Source organism: Wenzhouxiangella sp. XN79A (genome assembly GCF_012272825.1).
Taxonomy (GTDB): Bacteria; Pseudomonadota; Gammaproteobacteria; order Xanthomonadales; family Wenzhouxiangellaceae.
Genome location: NZ_JAAWWS010000147.1, coordinates 49,173 through 68,508 on the forward strand (window position 1 = coordinate 49,173; position 19,336 = coordinate 68,508).

The 19,336-nt window shown below is 69.0% G+C and carries 17 protein-coding genes; 5 read left to right on the forward strand and 12 right to left on the reverse strand.

The window, feature by feature from the left end; translation table 11 throughout:
- Window positions 1-205: 205 nt before the first annotated feature.
- The gene (locus HFP89_RS08770) at window positions 206-2,476 is read right to left on the reverse strand and encodes a GGDEF domain-containing phosphodiesterase (protein ID WP_168717282.1); all 2,271 of its coding nucleotides are present in this window, start codon (window positions 2,474-2,476) and stop codon (window positions 206-208) included.
- Window positions 2,477-2,592: 116 nt separating this feature from the next.
- Between HFP89_RS08770 and HFP89_RS08775 the strand changes: the two genes are divergently transcribed.
- Window positions 2,593-3,003 carry a hypothetical protein gene (locus HFP89_RS08775; protein WP_168717283.1) on the forward strand — a complete coding sequence of 137 codons (411 nt, stop codon included), beginning with the start codon at window positions 2,593-2,595 and terminating at the stop codon, window positions 3,001-3,003.
- A 15-nt stretch (window positions 3,004-3,018) separates the two neighbouring features.
- Complete coding sequence (locus tag HFP89_RS08780; protein ID WP_168717284.1) at window positions 3,019-3,861, forward strand: TatD family hydrolase; 843 nt, start codon at window positions 3,019-3,021, stop codon at window positions 3,859-3,861.
- Window positions 3,862-4,109: 248 nt separating this feature from the next.
- Here HFP89_RS08780 and HFP89_RS08785 read toward each other — a convergent pair whose 3' ends face one another.
- The 4 genes from HFP89_RS08785 to glmU all read right to left on the reverse strand — a co-directional run bounded on the left by HFP89_RS08785 (window position 4,110) and on the right by glmU (window position 7,743).
- Window positions 4,110-5,270: a fatty acid desaturase gene (locus HFP89_RS08785; RefSeq protein WP_168717285.1), complete on the reverse strand. Its 1,161-nt coding sequence runs from the start codon at window positions 5,268-5,270 to the stop codon at window positions 4,110-4,112.
- Window positions 5,271-5,451: 181 nt separating this feature from the next.
- Window positions 5,452-5,838 (reverse strand): DUF4870 domain-containing protein, encoded by a 387-nt coding sequence (locus HFP89_RS08790; protein ID WP_168717286.1) that lies wholly within the window; start codon window positions 5,836-5,838, stop codon window positions 5,452-5,454.
- 39 nt (window positions 5,839-5,877) lie between these two features.
- On the reverse strand, window positions 5,878-6,282 hold the full coding sequence (locus HFP89_RS08795) for a biopolymer transporter ExbD (RefSeq protein ID WP_168717287.1): 405 nt from the start codon (window positions 6,280-6,282) through the stop codon (window positions 5,878-5,880).
- 81 nt (window positions 6,283-6,363) lie between these two features.
- Window positions 6,364-7,743 (reverse strand): bifunctional UDP-N-acetylglucosamine diphosphorylase/glucosamine-1-phosphate N-acetyltransferase GlmU, encoded by a 1,380-nt coding sequence (gene glmU / locus HFP89_RS08800; protein WP_168717288.1) that lies wholly within the window; start codon window positions 7,741-7,743, stop codon window positions 6,364-6,366.
- 2,040 nt (window positions 7,744-9,783) lie between these two features.
- On the opposite strand from glmU, the gene HFP89_RS08805 reads away from it, so the two are divergent.
- A complete protein-coding gene (locus HFP89_RS08805; RefSeq protein ID WP_206212286.1) occupies window positions 9,784-10,077 on the forward strand; it encodes a hypothetical protein in 294 nt (97 codons plus the stop codon).
- A 68-nt stretch (window positions 10,078-10,145) separates the two neighbouring features.
- Here the strand turns inward: HFP89_RS08805 and HFP89_RS08810 are convergent, their stop codons facing one another.
- The 6 genes from HFP89_RS08810 to bioB are packed head-to-tail and all read right to left on the reverse strand — an operon-like array spanning window position 10,146 to window position 15,531.
- Window positions 10,146-11,057, reverse strand: coding sequence for a L,D-transpeptidase family protein (locus HFP89_RS08810; protein ID WP_168717289.1), 912 nt, complete (start codon window positions 11,055-11,057; stop codon window positions 10,146-10,148).
- A complete protein-coding gene (bioD, locus tag HFP89_RS08815; protein ID WP_168717290.1) occupies window positions 11,054-11,728 on the reverse strand; it encodes a dethiobiotin synthase in 675 nt (224 codons plus the stop codon). Before bioD ends, HFP89_RS08810 begins: the two co-directional genes overlap by 4 nt.
- Window positions 11,725-12,630, reverse strand: coding sequence for a malonyl-ACP O-methyltransferase BioC (gene bioC, locus HFP89_RS08820; RefSeq protein ID WP_168717291.1), 906 nt, complete (start codon window positions 12,628-12,630; stop codon window positions 11,725-11,727). Before bioC ends, bioD begins: the two co-directional genes overlap by 4 nt.
- Complete coding sequence (locus HFP89_RS08825; RefSeq protein ID WP_168717292.1) at window positions 12,627-13,376, reverse strand: alpha/beta fold hydrolase; 750 nt, start codon at window positions 13,374-13,376, stop codon at window positions 12,627-12,629. Before HFP89_RS08825 ends, bioC begins: the two co-directional genes overlap by 4 nt.
- Window positions 13,373-14,524: an 8-amino-7-oxononanoate synthase gene (locus HFP89_RS08830; protein WP_168717293.1), complete on the reverse strand. Its 1,152-nt coding sequence runs from the start codon at window positions 14,522-14,524 to the stop codon at window positions 13,373-13,375. The genes HFP89_RS08825 and HFP89_RS08830 overlap by 4 nt, the downstream gene beginning before the upstream one ends.
- Window positions 14,524-15,531 (reverse strand): biotin synthase BioB, encoded by a 1,008-nt coding sequence (gene bioB / locus HFP89_RS08835; RefSeq protein WP_168717294.1) that lies wholly within the window; start codon window positions 15,529-15,531, stop codon window positions 14,524-14,526. Before bioB ends, HFP89_RS08830 begins: the two co-directional genes overlap by 1 nt.
- Before the next feature lie 15 nt (window positions 15,532-15,546).
- Between bioB and HFP89_RS08840 the strand changes: the two genes are divergently transcribed.
- The gene (locus HFP89_RS08840; RefSeq protein WP_240956233.1) at window positions 15,547-16,284 is read left to right on the forward strand and encodes a ComF family protein; all 738 of its coding nucleotides are present in this window, start codon (window positions 15,547-15,549) and stop codon (window positions 16,282-16,284) included.
- 45 nt (window positions 16,285-16,329) lie between these two features.
- Window positions 16,330-16,896, forward strand: a complete 567-nt coding sequence (locus HFP89_RS08845; RefSeq protein ID WP_206212287.1) for a hydrolase — start codon at window positions 16,330-16,332, stop codon at window positions 16,894-16,896.
- Between the two features lie 528 nt (window positions 16,897-17,424).
- Here HFP89_RS08845 and HFP89_RS08850 read toward each other — a convergent pair.
- The gene (locus tag HFP89_RS08850; RefSeq protein WP_168717295.1) at window positions 17,425-18,603 is read right to left on the reverse strand and encodes a hypothetical protein; all 1,179 of its coding nucleotides are present in this window, start codon (window positions 18,601-18,603) and stop codon (window positions 17,425-17,427) included.
- Window positions 18,604-19,336: the final 733 nt, after the last annotated feature.

Below are 19,336 nucleotides of genomic sequence, written 5' to 3' on the forward strand. Positions count from 1 at the left end.
GGCTGGGTTCGGAAACGTTGCTTCGTTGACGTATGCCGTCGAGGCGTCAGGTTTCCGTCCAGCCCGGTTGTGCGCAGCGACGGCGTCGCGGCAATTCGCGACGCAGGACTCGGACAACCGTACGGCGGGCGGAAACGTTCATGCGGCTAGAGTGCCACAGGCGCCCCGCCGAGGCAAGACGGCAACCTGGCTTCGCGCCACGCGTTCAGGATGCGGTCGCCGGCTCGGCCCGTTTCACCCAGGACCGTCGCCCGGCCAGGACGTCGCGGATCACGTCGGGCCCGGACGGCTCGAGGAACAGGAACCCCTGCCCGTAGGGACAACCGAAGCGGCGCAGCATCGTCAGCTGGGCCGGGTGCTCGATGCCCTCGGCGACGGTGTCGAGCCGGAGCATCCGGGACAGGTCGCAGATCGTGCGGGTGATGGCCTGGTCGTCGGGGTCGGATTCCAGGTCCCGGATGAAGCCCTGGTCGATCTTGATCGCCGAGACCGGGAAGTTCTTGATGTAGGCCATCGAGGAATAGCCGACGCCGAAGTCGTCGACGACCAGCGACATGCCCAACCGGTCGAGCCGGTCGAGCACGGCGCGATTCTGCGCGAGGTTCTCGATCAGCACGTCCTCGGTGATCTCCAGGTGGATCCGCTCCGGCGGCACGTTCCGGGCTTGCAGCTGGGCGGCGAGGGCGTCGACGAAGTCCGGCTCGCGGAACTGAGCGCCGGAAATGTTGACCGCCAGCCATGGGCCGCTGCCGAACTGCCGCCACCAGTCCTGCAGATCGTCGAGTGCACGCTCGACCGCGTACTGGCCGAGTCGGTGGACCAGGCCGGTTTCCTCGGCCACCCGGATGAATTCGCGCGGCGGGATGCCCGGGCCATCGTCCTGGGGCCAGCGCAGCAGGGCTTCGACCCCGCGCATCTCGAGCGTTTCGAGATCGACGATCGGCTGATAGACGACGGTGAACCGTTCGCTGTCGAGCGCCTCGCGGATCGCCCGACTCATCGTCAGCCGCCGCTGCACCTCGGCAACCAGCTCGGGATCGAACCAGGCGAACTGGTTGCGGCCCAGGTGCTTGGCCCGGAACAGGGCCGCGTCGGCATTCTGGACCAGTTCGGCCGGCGACTGGTCGGCGTCGAGCGTGGTGACGCCGATGCTGACGGTGACGAACAGGGCGTGTTCGTCGATCGCGAACGGGCGATCGAAGGCCGCCAGCAGCGCCCGGGCCAGCTCGGTGATGCGCTCGCGCGAGCGGCGCTCGGCGAGGACCAGGAACTCGTCGCCGCCGAGCCGACCGATCCGGTCGGCCGGATCGAGCGCGCTTCCGAGCCGCACCGGCAGCTGGCGGAGCAATTCGTCACCGACATGGTGGCCCAGGGTCTCGTTGATGTCCTTGAACTGGTCGAGGTCGAGGTACAGCACGGCGAGGCTGCGGCCCGGCGCGCGCCGCGCCACGGCCCGATCCAGCGCCTGCATCATGCCGGCCCGGTTGGGCAGGTCGGTCAGGGTGTCGTGGGTCAACAGGAAGGCCAGTTCCCGCTCGGCCAGCTCGCGGTCGTGGATCTCGTCGTTGAGCGAACGATTGGCCTGGGCCAGGAACCGCGCCTGGCGGGCCGAAGCCATCGCCAGCAGGGCGGCGACCGAGGTCAGCAGGGCCAGCACGCTGCCCAGCCCCAGCACCGTCTCGGGCAGCCCGCTGGCCATCGCCGCTCGGGCCTCGGGCCGCAGGGCCAGCTCGAACCGCAAGCGGCTCTGCCCGTCGTCGAGCGTGATCTCCAGCGGCCGCGTGTCGCCATCGGCGAAGGCCGCGGCCGGAACGTCGGCCGGAAGACGGAAACGCGCGCCGGGCATCTGCGACCGGAGCGCGATGTCGCCGAACTCGTAGTCCTCGAGCTCGGCGGCGATCGCGGCCGGCAACTCGACAACGACGGCCAGCCAGCCGGGCTCGTCCCCGGCCGGCACCGAGGTCATGAACAGGAGCCCGTGCGGTCGGCCGGCCAGCGGCATCGGTTCCAGCGCCATGGCACCTTCCTCGAACGGCTGCTCTTCGAGCCGCCGACGGGCGGCCGGTCCGATCGGGAACGGATCGCCGGGCGCCAGCCCGACCCCGGCCGGCCCTTCGTAGGCCAGCACGTTCATGTCCCGGTCGAGCACGGCCAGGCGGTCGTAATAGGCGAAGTCGTTCAGGATGGTCCGTGCATCGGCGCGCCAGAAGCCCGGATCGAAGTCGTCGCCGTAGCCGATCCGGGCGGCCATTCGGCGGTGGATCGATGCGTGATCGTCGGCCGCATCCATCAGTTCGGCCTGGACCTGGACAACGCGGGTATCGAGATAGGCCTGGATCGCCCGAGCCTCGCGCGCGGCGAGCTCGCGATTGAGAAGCGCCGTCAAGGCCAGCAGCACCGCAAACAGGGCCGCACCGATCACCCACGACACGCTGTTCAGCGCGCTCAGCAGGCGCGTGCGGTCACGATTCCGCATCGATCAGAAGGCCGGGCTCGGCGAGATCGTCGGCACAGGAAGCATCCGGGGCAGGCCGTTCGACAGGAGGTCGAAGTATAGCCGACCGGCTCCTGCAGACCGGTACACTCTGAGCCATGAGTCCCTGGCTACGCAATTCACCGGCCGCCCTGCTCAGCGGCCTGGTCCTGGGCGTCGCACTCCAGGAAGCGCTGCGCAAGGCGTTCGATGCCTTCGTGCTGCTGGGCACGCTGAACGAGCGCCTGGCGCACGGCGAGACCGGCCCGGGCCTGGCCGCGCTGTTGCTGGTCAGCGGATTGATCGGCGGCGGCGTGGCCGGGCTGGTCACGGCGCTGCTCGGTCGGCGGCTGGCGCTGGCCCTGCTGGCCGGCGTGCTGCTGGCGATTCCGGCCGTGATCCTGGCGGCCGCGCTGCGCGAAGGCGCGGCGCTGGCGGCGCTGCACGCCGTTCCGCCGGTCTGCGGGGCGGCCTTCGGCGCGCGGCTGGCGATTCCGGCCCGCCAACGCCCGCCCCGCGCGGACCGTTGATAGACTTCCGCGCCCATGGACTGGATCGATATCGGCCTGAACCTCGGCCACGAAAGCTTCGACCACGACTGGCCCGAGGTGCTGGACAACGCGCATCGGGCCGGCGTGGTGCAGATGGTGCTGACCGGCGCCTCGGTCGCCGGCAGCGACCGGGCCGTTGCGCTGGCCCGGGAACGACCCGGCGTGCTGTTCGCGACCGCAGGCGTACACCCGCACCTGGCGTCGGAACTGAGCGACGAGGCCGTCGGGCACCTGGCCGCACTGCATGAGCTCGACGAGGTCGTAGCGGTCGGCGAATGCGGGCTGGATTACTTCCGCGACTTCTCACCGCGGCCCGTCCAGCGCAGCGCCTTCGAGCGCCAGCTCGCGCTGGCCGTGGACTGCGGCAAGCCGGTCTTCCTGCATCAGCGCGAGGCCCACGACGATTTCCTGGCCATCCTGCGCGAGTTCCGCGATCGGATCGGCCCGGCGGTGGTCCACTGCTTCACCGACTCCAAGCGCGCACTGTACGACTACCTGGACCTGGACTGCCATATCGGCATCACCGGCTGGGTCTGCGACGAACGCCGCGGCCGGGGCCTCAAGGCGCTGGTCCCGGACATTCCGGAGGACCGGCTGATGCTGGAAACCGACGCGCCCTATCTGAAACCGCGCAACCTCCGACCCAAGCAGCGCACCCACCGCAACGAACCCCAGTGGCTGCCCTGGATCGGCGGCACCGTCGCCGCCCTGCGCGACGTTTCACCGGTGACACTGGCCGAACAGACCACGGCAAACGCAAGAGCGTTCTTCAGAATGGCCGCGCAGGCTTCAGAAAGGCGTCGTGGTCCACAGATGAACGCAGATCGACACGGATAAGAGCGCAAGCGATCAAGCAGAAAAAAAAGCTGGCCGGGAACTGAATCCGAACAGGGCTCGAGCGCTGACCGGGGGCGCGCGTTCGATCGGCAACCCTCGGTCTGTCAACCCGGCGCATTTCGGAGCGGTCCAGCACGTCCGACCACGGCGAATCGACCCGAATGCCAGAGCAGGTTCGGATCCCGTCCATCCGTGTTCATCTGCTCTCTTCCGTGGACAAACAGCCCAACCGGAAGAAACAGCAATGATCAGGCGGCCTGCGGCTCCAGGCTTTGCGTCAGCGCCCGCAGGCGCTTCTGCTGCATCTTGAGGCGGTACTCGAGTTCCTTGATCCGGGTGCGCATTTCGGTGCGGGCCCAGCGGTCCTTCAGCGCATCGGCACCGGCCTCGACGCGGCGGCGCTGGACGACCTGCCACTGGCCGATGGTGTCGCGGAACTGGCCGAGTTCCTGGTCCAGCCGCTCGCGCCAGGTCGCCGGGGCGCCCTGTTCGATGCGTCGCTGCAGGCGGGTGAATTCCAGCATCAGCCGGGCCCGGCGGATGCGGAAGTTCGGTACGCGTTTGCGGTCCCGGACCAGGCCGCACCAGGCCAGCACATTGATCAGCCATTTCGACGGATCGTACTGCCACCAGCGGATGCCGTTGCGGTAGTCGGCCTGGAAGGCGTGGTGATAGTTGTGATACCCCTCGCCCCAGGTCAGCAGTGCGATCGCGCCGTTGTCGACCGCAGTGTTGTCTTCGCTGTATGGCCGCCGGCCCCAGGTGTGGGCCAGCGAGTTGATGAAGAAGGTGAAATGGTGGCTGGCGACCAGGCGCAGGACGCCGGCCAGCAGCAGCATGCCGATCCAGTCGCCGGTGATCCAGCCCAGCAGCAGCGGGATGCCGAGGTTGGTGGTCCAGACCAGCGGCCAGTAGTACCGGTGCTGCCACATCACGATCGGGTCCTTTTCCAGGTCGCGGACCTGGCTGAAATCGACCTCGCTGGTCGGCCAGTGGCGCAGCATCCAGCCGATGTGGGCATGCCAGAAGGAGGTCTTGATCGAATGCGGGTCGCGCTCGACGTCGTCGACGTGGCGGTGGTGGATGCGGTGGCGCGCGGCCCACACATAGATGCTGTTCTGCAGGGCCATGCCGCCGAACAGGGCCAGCACCAGCCGGACCGGCCAGGCGGCCTTGAACGTGCGGTGCGACCAGAGGCGGTGATAGCCGGTGGTGATGCTCATGCCGCCGAGGGTGAGCAGCACGGCTGCCGCGATCCAGGCCGCGGCCGAGTAGCCGTGGACGATGCCCCAATACGGGACGATCGTGACCGCGGCCAGGTTGGTCAGGCCGAAGAAGATCGCGCTGGATTTCACCAGCGGCGGCTTTCGGCTTGCGGCGTTCGGAGTTCGGTTCGATGAAGCGCTCATGCGGTACCTGCAAAGCGGGCCGGAGAACCGGCCGTGGGGACTCCGCGCCGGGTCCGGCGCGCTGCTGTCCGATGGTCTCGCGCGGCGCCTGCCGCGTCGATGCCTGAGATCTCCATATCGGGGCGCAGGCGGTTCATTTCCACCAGGGCGCCGGGTCGGACTCCGGGCGCCCGGCTTCGAGTCAGGTGTTCTTGCCGAAGAACTCGATCGACAGCGGGTACTTCCAGACCTCGCCATCGTTGGCCTTGATCGCGCCGATGATCGGGAAGACCAGGCACAGCAGGCCCAGCGCCCAGAGCATGAAGATCCCGATCAGCACGATCATCAGGATGAACGAGATCGCGGCATAGATCAGGGCGCTGATGATCCAGTTGATGACCACGTGCCAGTGCGGTTCCAGCCCGGGCAGCTCGTCCTTCTTCAGGATGTAGATCACGATCGGCACGATCAGACCGCCCAGCGGGATGATCAGGCCGGCCAGCAGTGACAGGTGCAGCAGCGTCGACCAGAGCTTCAGCTCCTTCTCATCGCCGCCGGGCGTCGGGGTTTCGGTTTCGAGTTCGGTCATCGGGTCCTCCTCGTAGGACGCAGGCTCCGGGCCTGCGCGCTACTTGGTCGTTGCAACGCTGATGTTGTCGATGCCGACGATATTGGCGGCGTCGAGCACCAGCACCAGCGAGTTGGTATCGGCGTCCGGATGCGAGGCGACGATCAGCGGCGCCTTCGGCTTCGAGGCGCGCTCGCGCTCGAGATTGGCGCGCACGGCGCGGTCGTCGACCGGCCGGTCGTTGACGGTGATCTGGCTGAGCTGATCGATCCGGACCACGATCTGGCCGGTGTCTTCCTGCTGCGGCGGCGGATTGTCGGCCTGCTGCGGGCGGGAAATGTCCAGGCCCTGCTCGCGGACGAAGGACGTGGTGACGATGAAGAAGATCAGCATGATGAACACGATGTCGAGCATCGGCGTGATGTTGATCTCGGCTTCGTCCTCGGGGCGTTGGCGTCTGCGCATGAAGCTCGCTCTCGAATTTCTCGGGTAGGGTCCAGAAGCTCTGCAGAATAACGCAGGGCCGCGTTCACTGCCAGTGTCGGTTCAGGATTCGCCGGTTTTCTTCGTCGGGCGGCGCCAGCCGGGAAGGCTCCGGGCACGGGCCCGGGCCACGGTCAGCGCGTCGGCCGGCACATCCCCGGAAACCACGCTGCCGGCCCCGATCGTAGCCCGTTCGCCGACCGTCACCGGCGCGACCAGCGCGCTGTTGGAGCCGACGAAGGCCCCGGCTCCGATCACCGTGCGGTGCTTGTTCGCCCCGTCGTAATTGCAGGTGATGGTGCCGGCGCCCAGATTGGCGCCCTCGCCGACCTCGGCGTCGCCGACGTAGCTCAGGTGGCTGGCTTTCGCGGCCTCGGCAAAACGGGCGTTCTTGGTTTCGACGAAATTGCCGATCTTCACCCCGGCGGCCAGCACCGTGCCCGGTCGCAGCCGTGCGAACGGCCCGATCGTGCAGGCGCCGGTGGTTTCCGCGCCCTCGAGCACCGAGTAGGGCGCCACCCGGGTGCCAGCGGCCAGGCGGCAGTCCCGGAGCACGCAGCCGGGGCCGATCTCGACCCCGTCACCGAGCCGGTTGTCGCCTTCCAGCACCACCCCGGCGTCGATTCGAACATCGCGTCCGCACTCGACCGGACCCCGCAGCTGGACTGCTTCGGGCACCGGCAGCGAGACCCCGGCGGCCATCAGCGCGTCGCGCCGGCGCTGCTGCAGCACCCGCTCCAGATCGGCCAGCTGGGCCCGGTCGTTGGCCCCGCGCACGTCATCGGAGTCGGCGCAGACGATCGCATCGACAGCGCTGCCGTCGGCCGCGGCCAGCGCGATGCAGTCGGTCAGGTAGTACTCGCCCTGGGCGTTGTCGCAGCCGACCCGGCCCAGCCAGTCCGCCAGCCGATCCCGGTCGGCGATCAGCACGCCGCTGTTGACCTCGCCGATGACCCGCTCGGCGTCGCTGGCGTCGCGTTCTTCGCGAATGCCGACCACGCGGCCGGTGTCGTCGCGAAGGATGCGGCCGTAGCCGGTCGGATCGTCGACCCGGAAACCGAGCAGCGCGAGCGGCGCCGTCGCATCGATCAGCGGGCGCAGCGTCTCGGTGCGGACCAGCGGCATGTCGCCGGGCAGCACCAGCACGCGCGCGCCGGCGGGAATGCCCGGCAGCGCCTGCTCCACGGCGTGCCCGGTGCCGAGACGCTGGTGTTGTTCGACCCACCGCCGCTCGGGCATGCCGGTCTCGAGCGCGGCGCGGACCTGGTCGCCGCCGGCACCGATGACCACGTGCACGGCGGCCGGATCCAGGCCATCGACCGCAACCAGCACATGCTCGAGCATCGGCGCGCCGCCCAGCGGCTGCAGCACCTTCGGCCGGTCGGAATTCATCCGCCGCCCTTCCCCGGCGGCCAGCACCACGATATGCAACTCGGCGGTCATGGGCGGATTCTAACGCCTGCCCGGCGTGGCGACGAGTCGGGTGCTCGGTGTTGGTCCGGTGGGTGCCGGACCGGTCGGCGTCCTTGCTTGCGGCTTCGGTCCGTGGAAGGCCCTTCGTTCGGGCGGGCAACGTGTTATCGGTCTCTTGCTCGTCTTGCGGTGGTTGCTTCCCTTGGCTACAAGCGTTTCGCCACGCGGACTTCGTCCGCTTTCCGGCGAGGTGCTTTTGTCGATCGCCACGAACGTACCCGAGAGGGCTTTTTGACAAGCGCGCGTACCGGGTGGGGTTTGCCCTCCGGCATGGAGTCGTGGCGCGAAGAATCGCGCAGTGCCGCGGAGTGGGAAGGGCTTGCCGGGTACAGAGGGGTCAGAGCCCGAAGCGAAGCCGGATCGTTGGTTCCGGCTTGGTTCGGTGAACGGCCCTTCGGTGGGCGGATGTCTTGCGTTCGGCGGTTTGCTTGCCTCTGGGTTGTTGCTTCCCTTGGCTACAAGCGTTTCGCCACGCGGACTTCGTCCGCTTTCTGGCGAGGTACTTTTGTCAAACGCCACAAAAGTACCCAAAAGGGCTTTTTAAAAGCGCGCGTACCGGTGGGGGTTTGCCCTCCGGTGAGGGTCGTGGCGCGGAAAATCGCGCAGTGCCACGGAGATGGAAGGGCTTGCCGGGGTACAGAGGGGTCAGAGCCCGAAGCGAAGCCGGATCATTGCCGGTGGCTCGGTTCGAACACAGGCCGCTTCGGTGGACGGTCGTGGCCGACCAGCGACGGCTCGGCCTGGCCCTGGCTTCTGGGTTGCATCCGGGGCCACTGTAACCCGCAGCCGGAGCGAGCCAGGGCGCGGGCCGAACACCGGCCCACCGACGCAATCCGGAAGCCACTGCCCGTTCCGCCGCCTGTAAGAGCGCTTTTGCCTACTTTTGTCGCGACTGACAAAAGTAGGTCGCCAGAAAGCGGACGAAGTCCGCGTGGCGAAACGCCTGTAGCCAGAACCCCGGCACAGCCGCCGGACACGACTCCGGCAAGACGCGAAGAAAGCAAACCACCTCTCAGCCGAAGCCTGTGGCCGACCAGCGACGGCTCGGCCTGCCCCTGGCTTCTGGGTTGCATCCGGGGCCACTGTAACCCGCAGCCGGAGTGAGCCAGGGCGCGGGCCGACCACCGGCCCACCGACACAGTCCGGAAGCCCCATCGCGTTCCGCCGCCTGTAGAAAACAGGCCTCCTGATTACGCACGTTTCTCAGCCGGTAGTACAGCCCTCCGGAGGCGTGCAGGAAACTCGAGAACAGCAAGCAAGGACCCTTCGAAAGCGCTTTTTGCCCGGGTTCGCCTGTTGGAGGGCGCTTGCGCGCGAAGGGTGGCCGCTTCCGAAGTCGTTCGCGCGCAAGCGCCCTCCACCAGGCGGTCTTCCTGCCAGTCCGGAGTCGGGCTGGAATCTCGCTTGGGATGGGAACCCGTCCTTCGAATCCGATCGGGCGATCCAACGGCTCGCCTTTATCGCCTGCCGCGACGCTCCGATGGCGGGACGCTACCCGACCGTGGCCGAGATGCATGCGTAATCGGGAAACGCTTTTGCCTGCTTTTGTCGCGCAGAACAAGAGCCGGCTCGCCCTGAGAGGCGATTGGAGAGCGCGGGGACCGCACATGAAAAGAGGCCCCGGGAGAGGGAGAACCCGGGGCCTCGGAGTTGGATCCGGTTTGGGGACGATACCGAATCCAGGGTGGACCCGCTCAGGGAGGGAAGCGGATCCGCGCCTAGCGCTAGGCACTGGTTATGACGCGATCCGGAAATCGAAGTTCCCGCATCGCGTCAGAAATTTTCGAGTCGATCCGGTCCACCGATCGGCGGTTCGCGACCGGTGTCGAACGATGCTCGGGACGACGGACTGCCCACCGCCGTGACTGGGTACGCTTCGGGTGTCGGGGCGTAACCCGCCTTGTACCCGCTCGGTACTTCCGTCATTATATCAATGTCGAGCGTGCGTGAGCACGTTCGGCGACGTATTTCGAACCCAACCGAATGCATTCGAACTTGCAGGAGACCACAATGATCCGTTCCCCCCGCACGACGGCGCTGAAAGCCCTGATCGGCGGCATCGCGCTTGCCACGGCCGCAGGCTGCGCGACCACGGCGCAGCTCGAGGAAGTCCGCGCGGAAGCCGCAGAAGCCCAGCGCATGGCGGCCGAGGCCACCGCGCGTCTCGAAGCCGCGCAGAGCTCCATCCAGCAGGCCATGGACGCCGCGCGCGCCGCCCAGGCGGCCGCCGACGCTTCGCAGAACTGCTGCACCGACCTCGAGCGCAAGCTCGACCGTGCACTGGAAGACCTGCAGCGCAAGTGATCCGAGCCTGAATCGGTCGCTCCGGGCCCGGCCCGGAGCGACACGCTGACGCAGGCACCGGCGCCGGATCAGCCGCCCTCGGGCGCGGCAATCATCACCGGTACGCCCTCGGCCGCTCGCCAGACCGCCTCGGCCCGCGCAACATCCAGCACCACCCCCGGACGTTCGGCCACCGCCCGGATCAGTCGCGCCTGAACGGCCGGCCAGTCCGGCATGCCATCGTCGACCGGATCGACGTCCAGGTACAGCCTGCCGTCGCGCCAACCGATGCGCACCGGCTGATCGACGATCCGCACCGGGGTCCCGACCGGCACCTGCCCGATCAACCACGCGATGCTTTCCGGGTACAGCCGGATACAGCCCTGGCTGACCGCCAGCCCGACGCCGTCGGGTCGGTGCGTACCGTGGATCAGCAACGCGTCGTCGGCCAGCACCAGGGCGTGCCGTCCGAGCGGATTCTCCGGTCCGGGCGGCACCCGGGCCGGCAGCGCGCGTCCCTCGCGGGCGTAGTAGGCCCGGGTTTCGGCGTTCGGATACCAGGCCGGATCCTCCAGCCGAGCGGTGACCCGGGTCTGCAGCGTCGGCGTGGCGCGGTCGAACAGGCCGACGCCGACCGGATGGGTATCGACCACCGGCCCGTCGCGGTCGGGCCAGGACGAAGCGAAGTAATACAGCCGCCGCTCGGCCAGGTTGACCACGATGCCCTCGCGCGGGCCGTCGGGCAGCACGTGCAGCTGCGGAATCGTGAGTACGGTCCCCGGCGCCGGCGACCACGGATCGACGTCCGGGTTGGCGGCCCGGATCTCGTTATGACCGATGTTGTGCAGCCGGGCCAGGTCCAGCGGCCGCTCATCGCCGCGCAAGCGGTCCTCGATCAGCTCGCCGATCACGTCGTCGCCGGGCGGCAGCGGCCACACCACGGCCGCAGCCGGTCCGGCCAGCGCCAGCAGGACGAGCAGCCCCAGCGCCGCGCGCCTCATGCCGCGCGGACTCCGGTCAGCGGCCCGGCATCGATCCACTCCAGCGTCGGCCGCTCGTCGTGCGGCACCCGGGCAATCAGCGGACAGCCGATCCGCGACCGGATGGTCTCGACGTTCTCCTCGCGCACGGCCATGTCCGGATCGACCTCGTTGGCAATCCAACCGGCCAGCGGCAGACCGTCGGCGCGGATCGCGCGGGCGCTCAGCAGCGCGTGGTTGATGCAGCCCAGGCGCAGGCCGACCACCAGCACCACGGCCGCACCGAGCATGCGCGGCAGCGCGGCCGTGTCGTGTTCCGGGCCGAGCGGCACCAGCCAGCCGCCGGCACCTTCAACCAACCGGACATCGGCGTCGATCTGCAGTATTTCGGCGCATATCCTTGCAGGATCGATGCAGATGCCCGCATGTTCTGCGGCAATGTGCGGTGCAATCGGCGGTTCGAAGGCCACCGGGTTGACCACCTCGTAGGGCAGGTCCAGGTTCATCGCCTCGATCAGCGCTTCGGCGTCCTCGTTGCGCAGGCCGGCGGGCGTGGCGCGGCAGCCCGAGGCGACCGGCTTGAAGCAGGCCACTCGCCGCCCGTCGGCGACCAGCGCCCGGGCCAGCGCGGCAGTGGTCACCGTCTTGCCGCATTCGGTGTCGGTGCCGGTGACGAACAGGTTCAGGGTCATCGGGAACTCTCCGGGTCGCGGCGGCGACGGCCGATCGCCTCGATCGGCACCGAGGCCTCTTCGCCGCCGTGAATGGAACGGATCGGGGTGCCGGGATCGGGCGCCCAGGCCGAAGCATAGACCACCTCCCAGGTGGCCGGCACGAGGCCATCCGGGCGGCGGTGGGTCTCGTAGGCGGCCAGCATGCCGCGCAGCCGGGCCGGGGTGGTGAGGCCGGCACCCGGTCGGCGCATCGCGTCGGTCGCGCCGATCGCACGGAGTTCGTCGAGCAGGCCGCGCGGCTGTGAATAGGTGGTGGTGATCCAGTCGGTGTCGAGTACCGGTTCGCTGAACCCGGCCCGGACCAGGCAGTCGCCGACGGTCTGCACGTCGGTGAAGCGGCTGACGTGCTCGGCATCGTCGACCGCGGCCCAGGCCTGGCGCAGCTCGCTCAGGGTGTCCGGGCCGAAGGTCGAGATCAGCAGCAGCCCGCCGGGCTTGAGGACCCGGCGCAGCCCGTTGAGCACGGCCGGCAGGTCGTCGGACCACTGCAGCATCAGGTTCGAGTAGATCAGGTCGACGCTGGACCGAGCCAGGGGCAAGGCGTGCGCATCGCCGGCCACGCGGGCGAACCGGCGACCGCGCCAGCCGGCCTGGCGGCGCGCCCGGACCAGCATCGGCAGCGCCAGGTCCATCGCCAGCACCTGCGCCTTGCCGAACCGTTCGGTCAGGGCCCGGGCCTGCAGCCCCGGACCGCAGCCCAGGTCGACGACGGTGGTCGGCTCGAAGCGCAGCCCGTCGAGGCGCTCGAGCAGCCGCCCGGCCACTTCGGCCTGCAGCCTCGCCCGATCGGCGTACTCGTCGGCCGCGCGGCCGAAGCGGCGGCGGATCCGGCGGCGGTCGAACACGGCGACATCCTTCATGCGTGAGCGTGGATCCATCGTCGCATGGCCGACGCGACCGCGCTGGGGTCGGTCAGGAACGGCGCGTGCGCCGCGCCTGGAATCCGGATCGTCTCGGCCCGAGGCAGCCGCTCGGCCATCGCCTCCAGCGCTGCCCACGGCACCAGCTTGTCGCGTCGGCCACCGATCAGCGCAACCGGCAGATCCAGCGCCTCGAGCCGTCCCGTGAGATCGGTGTCGGCCAGGTGCTTCAGACCGGCCAGCAACGCCGCGCGCGACGGCCGACCGTGGGCGAAGGCGAGCGCGCGCAACCGCTTCAGGTCGCTCGTCGCGTGCACCGCGCCATGCATTTCAAGGGTCAGGAAACGCTGGATCACCGCGTCCGGATGCTCGGCCAGCTCCAGGGCCATGGCCTGCAGCATCGCCGGTTCGACCGCGTTCGGCCAGTGCGGTCGGCGGACCAGGCTGGGCGTGGCCGCGATCAACACCAGCCCGGCGAAACGATCCGGCGCGCGCAGCGCGGCCTGCATCGCGACCAGCCCGCCGAGCGACCAGCCGGCCAGCCAGGCGCCTTCGGGAAGGCCATCGAGCACCTCGTCGAGCAGTTCATCGCTGTCCTCGGGCCAGGCCCGATCGCGCCGGTGGCCGTGGCCGGGCAGGTCCAGCAGGCGCCAGTCCGGCTCGGGCCAGGCCCGGCACAGGTCGTCGAACAGCCCACCGTGCATCGCCCAGCCATGGATCAACCCGATCGTCGGTTCCGCGTTCATGCAACAGCCCTGGCCAGCACATCGCCGAGCGCTTCGACCAGCCCGTCGATCTCGGCCTCGGCGTGGGCCGCGCTGAGCGTGACCCGGAGCCGGGCCGTGCCCTCCGGCACGGTCGGCGGCCGGATCGCGCGGACCAGGTAGCCGCGCGCCTCCAGCGCCTCGGAAGCCGCCACGGCACGGACGTCGTCGCCGAGCACGATCGGCTGGATCGGCGTCCGGCTGTCCGGCCGCGGCAGCCCGGCGCGCGCCAGGCCGGCCTGGAAGCGAGCGATGTGGGCGTGCAGCCGTTCGCGCCGCCAGGCCTCGTCGCGCAGCCGATCGAGCGCGTGCCGGGTGGCGGCGACCAGCATCGGCGCCAGTGCCGTGGAATAGATGACGCCGCGCGCCGCATTGACCAGCTCGTCGATCAACGCCGCATCGCCGAGGATCGCCGCGCCCTGGGTGCCCAGGGCCTTGCCGAAGGTCACGACCCGGGCATCGGGCGCCACCCCGAACGCGGCCAGCGCGCCGCGGCCGCCGGGACCGAGCACGCCGAGCCCGTGCGCGTCGTCGACCCACAGCCCGAGCCCGCGCCGGTCGGCCAGGCCGGCCAGCGCGCCCAGCGGCGCCACGTCACCGTCCATCGAGAACACGCTGTCGGTGACCAGCCAGCGGACTCGATCGTCGCAGCGACGTTCGGCGTCGGCAGCATCGGCGTGGGCATAGCGACGGATCCGCGCGCCCGACAGCCGCAGGCCGTCGTTGAGCGAGGCATGGTTCAGACGGTCGGCCAGCGCGACCTCGCCGCGCCCGAGCAGCACCGGCCCCAGCGCGAGGTTGGCCTGGTAGCCGCTGGGCAGCAGAACCGCCGCCTCGGCGCCGAGCCAGTCGGCCAGGGCCTCTTCCAGCCCGGCGTGCGCGGCGCTGTGCCCGGAGACCAGCGGCGAGGCCCCCGCCCCTGCCCCGCAGGACTGCCGTGCGGCCTCGAGCAACGACGGCTCACGCGCCAGGCCGAGGTAGTCGTTGCTGCAGAAATCGACCCAGCGGCCCTTGGCATCGGCCTGGTGACACGGCCCGTCGACGCGCAACGCCCGACGCGAGCGCTGACGCCCCGCGCGCTCGCGCGCCGCCCGGCGCTCGGCCAGGTCGGCCTGCAGGCGTCCGCGCATCACGGGTCGGCCGACAGGCCGTCGCTGTGGATGCCGAGACGCTCGAACAGCGCGCGATCGGCATCGACGTCCGGATTACCGGTCGTCAGCAGCCTGTCGCCGTAGAAGACCGAGTTCGCGCCGGCCAGAAAGCACAGCGCCTGCATCTCGTCGCTCATGTCCTCGCGACCGGCCGACAGGCGGACCCGGGCGGCCGGCATCAGGATGCGGGCAATCGCGATGGTGCGCACGAACTCCAGCGGATCGAGCGCCTCGACATCGTCCAGCGGGGTGCCGGGCACCCGGACCAGCTGGTTGATCGGCACCGACTGCGGGTGCTCGGGCAGGTTGGCCAGCTGGACCAGCAGACCGGCCCGGTCGTCGCGCGTTTCGCCCATGCCGACGATCCCGCCGCAGCAGGTCTTCATGCCGCTGGCGCGCACGTGCTCGAGCGTCTCCAGGCGGTCCTGGTAGGTGCGCGTGGTGATGATTTCCTCGTAGTACTCCGGCGAGGTGTCGAGGTTGTGGTTGTAGTAGTCCAGCCCGGCCTCGCGCAGCCGCTCGGCCTGCTCGGCGGTCAGCATGCCGAGCGTCAGGCAGGTCTCCAGCCCTTCTTCTCGCACCGCCTCGATCAGCTCGATGACCCGATCGATCTGGCGATCCTTCGGCCGCCGCCAGGCCGCGCCCATGCAGAAACGCTGGGAGCCGGCCTCGCGCGCCTTCCGGGCGGCGTCGCGCACGACCTCGACCGGCAGCAGCGCTTCCTCATCCAGTCCGGTGTTCCAGCGGACCGACTGCGGACAGTACTTGCAGTCCTCGGGACAGCGCCCGGTCTTGATCGACAGCAGCGTCGAGACCTGGACCTCGTTCGGGTCGAAATGGGCGCGGTGGACCTGCTGGGCGCGGAACAGCACCTCGGCGAACGGTCGCTCGAACAGCGCGCGGACCTCCTCGACGGTCCAGTCGTGGCGAACGGGCGCGGATGCGGTCGAATCGAGGGCGGACGCGGACGGAGCGATGGCCGACATGGCAGGATGTCTCGGATGGGCAGTGGGCTATTGTCGAAAGCCGCGCGCGGGCTTGTCAACCTGAACGCGCGCCGCGTGGTTGACCAGGCGCTGGCGGCGGTCTGGCCGCCGCGCTGCGTGCTGTGCGGCGACCACGCCGGCGGCGACAACCTGTGCGACGGCTGCCGCGACGACCTGCCCTGGGTAACCACCGGCTGCCGACGCTGCGCCGAGCCGCTGCCGCGCACGGTCGCCGAGTGCGGGGGCTGCCTGCGCGCCACGCCACCGTTCGACGCGGCCTGGGCCTCGGTGATCTACGGCGGCGCGGCCGCCTCGCTGGTTCACCGGTTCAAGTTCAGCGGCGACCTGGCCGCCGGCCGGGCGCTGGCCGACGCGCTGGCCGCCCGGGTCCGCGATGCCGACCGACCGCAGCTGCTGGTGCCGGTGCCGCTGCACTGGACCCGGCAATGGCGGCGCGGCTTCAACCAGGCCGAGCTGCTCGCCGAAGATGTCTGCCGCGCGATCGATGGACCGCCGGTCCACCCGCTGCTGGAACGCCGTCGCCGGACTCCGGCCCAGTCGGCGCTGTCGGCCGGCCGGCGGCGCGTCAACGTGCGCGGCGCGTTCGCCTGCCGGCCGATCCCGCCGGGGCTGAGCCACGTGGCGCTGGTCGACGACGTGATGACCACCGGCGCCACGCTGGCCGAGTGCACGCGCGCCCTGAAGCGCGCCGGGGTCGCGCGGGTCGACCTGTGGGTCGCCGCGCGCGCCTGAATCCCGCTGGTATCCTGAACCCCCGTTTTCGATCCGGAGCCGCCCGTGAATCCTGCACTCGAGCACCTCGAAATCGCACGCAGCCAGCTGGTCGTCGTCGACGTCCAGGGCAAGCTGGCCCGCCTGATGCACGACAGCGACGCGATGATCCGTGCCCAGGCCATCCTCGTCCAGGCCTGCCGGCTGCTCGAAGTGCCCGTGACCTGGGCCGAACAACTGCCCGACAAGCTCGGCCCGACCGTCGACGAACTGGCCGCGCCGCTGGCCGGACTCACGCCCTGCGCCAAGTCCAGCTTCGGCTGCCTCGGCGACGAGGCCCTGCGCGAGGCCATCCTCGGCGGCACCCACGAAGGTCGCGACCAGGTCCTGCTGTGCGGCATCGAAACCCACGTCTGTGTCTGGCAGACGGCGGCCGCTCTTTTGCGCGAGGGCCGCTCCGTCCACGTCATCGCCGATGCGGTGTCCTCGCGGTCGGCCGCGAACCGCGAAATCGGGTTGCAGCGGATGCGCGAGGCGGGCGCATCGATCAGCAACGTGGAGATGGCGCTGTTCGAGTTGATGATCGAGGCAACGCATCCGCGCTTTCGGGAGGTCACGAAGTTATTGAAGTAGGGGGTGATCGGCCGGGGAGTCTTCTGCACGGCCGAGCGGGCAGTCGCCGCTGGCCGGGAAGGGACTAAAAAAGCGTTCCCGATTACGCATGAATCTCGGCCACGGTCGGGTAGCGTCCCGCCATCGGAGCGTCGCGGCAGGCGATACAGGCGAGCCGTTGGATCGTCCGATCGGATTCGAAGGACGGGTTTCCATCCCGAGCGAGATTCCAGCCCGACGCCGGACTGGCAGGAAGACCGCCTGTTGGAGGGCGCTTGCGCGCGAACGACTTCGGAAGCGGCCACCCTTCGCGCGCAAGCGCCCTCCAACAGGCGAAGCCGGGCAAAAAAAAGCGCTTTCGAAGGGTCCTTGCTTGCTGTTCTCGAGTCTCCTGCACGCCTCCGGAGGGCTGTACTACCGACTGAGAAACGTGCGTAATCAGGAAAGCGTTTCGCCACGCGGACCTCGGAGCGCCAAGACATTCTCTCGCGCAAAAGAACGCCCCGACGAATCGGGGCGCTTTCATCTTCACGCAGCGGATATCCGGCGTCACACGCGGATGCGCCCGGCACCTACCCGTCCACCGACCATTGCGGCCAGCAGGGACAGAAGGGCAGCGAAAAACAGGCTCCAGACGGCTGTCTGGGCGTAGTCGGAAGCCGTTTCGAGGACTTCTTCGGCCTGCTCCCTCCACTGCGCAAGCTGCTGTTCGAACTGCGATTCGATCTCATCGATCACGCGGTCCACTTGCTGCTCGGTGAGCGAGGTGTTTGCAGTCAGCACATTCCTCGCGCGGTCTTGCTCGCCCTGCATCAGGTGCGCGGCAATTTCGGCCAACGTGTCACCGTCGAGCTCGCTGAGGATGGCACGCAGTTCCGAAGCCGTCAGGGCGGGCCCGGCGACATCGGCTGCGGCCTGCAGCGCGTCGTTGACCGCGGTTCGGATGGCGGCCTGAAGCTGATCGAGCATTGCCGAGTCGGCGATGGCCGCTTCGATGCGGGATTCCAGGCCACTGACGATGCGGTCGATCTGCGAACGGCTCAGGTCGGTGGCCCGTGACAGCCGCTGGATGGCCTGGTCGGTATCGTCGGCGACCAGATGACGACTGACCGCGGTTACGGTTTCCGTGTCGAGTTCGCTGATGGCCTGACGGGTTTCCTCCTGACCGATTCCTTCGGCCGTGCCCGCGAGCACTTCGGCGGTGAAGGACTTGATGGCGGCGGCCATTTCGTCGGCCAACTCGCTGTCTGCGAACTCGCTCGCCAGTTCTCGGGTCGTTTCAATCCCCTGGCGCGACTCCACCACCACCCGCGCGCTGGACGTGGTGAGGTCGCCTGCAGTATGCGTGGCCAGGGAAGCCGTAGCGCCAATACCCAGGGCGCCGAACACCAACGTCAGGACCGTTGCGGTCGACCAAACCGTTACACCATGCAACATGCCGCCGGCAGGGCTTGGGTCGCTCGAGAGCCGACCGGCCATCACGCCACCGATGAAATAGGCCACCAGGAACGAAAGGATCAACCAGATGATCGTGCCCCAGCCCAGTCCAGCGCCGAGCGCGCCGGCATCGGTCGCATCCAGGATGCTTGCACCGAGCGCCGATCCGAGCAGAAGCAGCAGCCAGAGCAGCGCCTGCGCGCCGATGAGGCCCGCAAAGATCGCGCCCCAACTGATGCGATGCATTCCTTCCGGGACGATTCCGTAAATCTCTCTTTGGTTCGCATTCATTTCTTTCTCCTTGAGTGGCTTTTCTTCCTCGTGTGGCGATGCCTGACAATCGAAGTGAACGGCACCGTAAACACTCCATCCTAACAGCCGGCTTCGCTTCACCCCGAAACCGCAGGCTCCTGCCCGCCAGGAAACGACCTGCAAGACCTCTGAACGCGAAGGGGCTTCCGGACTGCGTCGGTGGGCCGGTGGTCGGACCGCGCCCTGGCTCGCTCCGGCTGCGGTTTACAGTGGCCCCGGATGCATCCGCGAAGCCAGGGGCAGGCCGAGCCGTCGTTGGTCGGCCACAGCCTTTGGCTGAGAGGTGGCTTGCTTTCTTCGAGTCTTGCTGGAGCCGTGTCGGGCGGCTGTGCCGGGGATCTGGCTACAGGCGTTTCGCCACGCGCTTCGCGCTTTCTGGCGACCTACTTTTGTCAGTCGCGACAAAAGTAGGCAAAAGCGCTCTTCAAAGGCGGCGGAACGCGAAGGGGCTTCCGGATTGCGTCGGTGGGCCGGTGGTCGGACTGCGCCCTGGCTCGCTCCGGCTGCGGGTTACAGTGGCCTCGGATGCAACCCAGAAGCCAGAGCCAGGCCGACGAGGCGTTGGTCGGCCACAAGCGGCTGAGGGGTGGTTTGCTTTCTTCGCGTCTTGCCGGAGTCGTGTCCGGCGGCTGTGCCGGGGTTCTGGCTACAAGCGTTTCGCCACGCGCTTCGCGCTTTCTGGCGACCTACTTTTGTCAGTCGCGACAAAAGT